This window comes from Bacteroidia bacterium (genome assembly GCA_016218155.1).
In the GTDB taxonomy this organism is placed as follows: domain Bacteria; phylum Bacteroidota; class Bacteroidia; order Bacteroidales; family GWA2-32-17; genus GWA2-32-17.
This window is the reverse complement of the sequence record JACREQ010000099.1, coordinates 1-1454: the sequence shown is the minus strand read 5'-3', so window position 1 is coordinate 1454 and position 1454 is coordinate 1. Positions and strand designations below refer to the sequence as shown.

The window sequence follows — 1454 nt, the reverse complement described above, 5'->3', positions numbered from 1 at the left end:
TCCCATATTGCCAATAAGATATTTTAAATTTATTCCTAAATAAAAATCTTTGAAAAAAAGTTCTTCGCTAAAACTTGAAACAATTTCTGTAATGTTTATTCCATAAAAAGTTCAGAACTCATCTATTTAGCCATATGAAATCGCCAGAAAAATACTCTCATTTAGATTAAAATAAAAAAGCAACTTACCTAAAATTTCATTTCAAATAAAAACTTTATAAAATATTACTCTTAAGAATACACTGTTAGAATAAATTCTAAGCTAACAGGGTAAAATTTTTGATAGGAGTAATATATGGAGATGGTACAATTACAACAGCTACTTGGAGTAGATAAACGGAATCCTGTATTTACTGTTTATCATAATGAAGAAGAAAAAACAATAGTAGTATTTTTTGGGACGGTGTTACTGGAGGTAGTGCCTGATGATAAAAACAATATATTGTATAAGATGCTGGTAGGTAAATTATACAATGCGGGTATAAAAAGGAAAAGTTTAGAAAAAGCATTTGGAGTTACGCGTACAACAATGCAGCGGTGGGGTAGAGCGGTAAAGAAGAGGAAAGAAAAAGAGATGTTAGAAGCATTAGCAGGACCTGGATTTCCACGTAAATTAACAGATGTTATGGAGAGATATATAAAAGAACGGTTTGCTGAGATATATGCTGGGAATCGTTACAGTTACAGCAAGAAGTTGATAATAGATATAGAAAAGGTATTTGGCAAAAAGATAAGTAGTTCAACAATACGACCGATACTTAGTACAATAAAAAAAGAACAAAAAGAAGAAAAGAAAACGTATATTGATGAACTAAATAAACCAGTATTGAATATAGTAGATAACAGCGGTAATCCGCTTACTTTTGGTGGTGCTGCTATAACTAACATCAAAATTGAAGAAATAGTCCAGAACAATTTGAAAGAAGAGGGACAAAACAATCGCCAGTATGCGAACTCTTTTTGCATTAGCACCGACGGTAACAAAGAAGAAAAGAGAGCGTATGTTGGCGAGTTGAGTGAAACAGCAGTAATGAATACAGCAGATAACAGTAGTTATGATAATTCTAACATTAAAACTGATAAAATAGTAGTACAGAACAAATTGAAAGAACAAGAGCAAAACAATCAGCAAAATGCGAATTCATTTCACATTAACACTTCAGGATATGAATTATGCCATCATGCAGGAGTACTTATATTTAGTTCACTGGTAAATGGACTAAAGCATTTATCCGGAAATGTGTCAGAAAATGTAAAGTTGATAAAACAATGGATAGTTGGTATACTATTAGGTGCAATGAATATAGAACAGACAAAACTATTAGATTTTAATTCAGTAGAAGTAATAATAGGCAAAGTAATAAGGAGTCTGGAGACCCAACGAGAACGGCTAGTAAAGATGTCAGAAGAAGAACAGCAAAGGAACATGGTTTTAAAATATAATGGAGAGATAGT

General features: G+C 31.8%; 1 protein-coding gene. It reads left to right on the top strand.

From position 1 onward, the window contains the following. Positions 1-402: 402 nt before the first annotated feature. On the top strand, positions 403-1454 hold a 1052-nt coding region (locus tag HY951_15700), incomplete at its 3' end, for a hypothetical protein (protein MBI5541507.1).